This window comes from Rhodococcoides kyotonense, from assembly GCF_001645385.1.
GTDB lineage: Bacteria > Actinomycetota > Actinomycetes > Mycobacteriales > Mycobacteriaceae > Rhodococcoides > Rhodococcoides kyotonensis_B.
In genome coordinates this window covers 110,191-110,718 of record NZ_LVHI01000010.1, presented here as the reverse complement: position 1 = coordinate 110,718, position 528 = coordinate 110,191, and the positions used below count along the sequence as shown (strand labels likewise).

The window sequence follows — 528 nt, the reverse complement described above, 5'->3', positions numbered from 1 at the left end:
TTTTCGCCTCGGAACTCGACCGGACCACGACGAGATGATCGCGTTCATCGACGCGTACCGCGATCGTTTCGAGACCCTCGTTCATCTGTCGCGCTCTGCGGGCGGCGGGTGTGGTCTTCCTTACCTCGCGAGGCTATCGTGCAGCGAAAAGCCGTGTTGCATCGGCACGTTCAATCCGCGACGGCGAACTGGTGCCACTGGTGAAGACCGTGCACGAGAACAATTTTTCGGTGTACGGAGTCAAGAAGATGCACGCAGAGCTGAGCCGCCGGGGTGTTCGGGTCGGCCGTGAACAGACGCGCCGGTTGATGCGCTGCGCCGGGGTGCGCGGTGTGCAACGCTCGAAGAAGGTGTTCACCACCCGACCCGACCCTGCTGGGGTGCGGCCGCGGGACAGTGTGAAACGTAATTTCGTTGCAACACAACCGAATCGATTGTGGGTGGTCGATATCACCTACGTCCGGACGTGGYAGGGTTTCGCATACGTCGCCTTCGTCACGGACGTGTGCACCCGCAAGATCGTGGGAT

Annotated in this window: 1 protein-coding gene; it reads left to right on the top strand. The window is 61.1% G+C overall.

All coding sequences use genetic code 11. From position 1 onward, the window contains the following. Positions 1–200: 200 nt before the first annotated feature. Positions 201–528: IS3 family transposase (locus tag A3K89_RS07615; RefSeq protein WP_217266254.1), on the top strand; the 328-nt coding region annotated here is incomplete at its 3' end.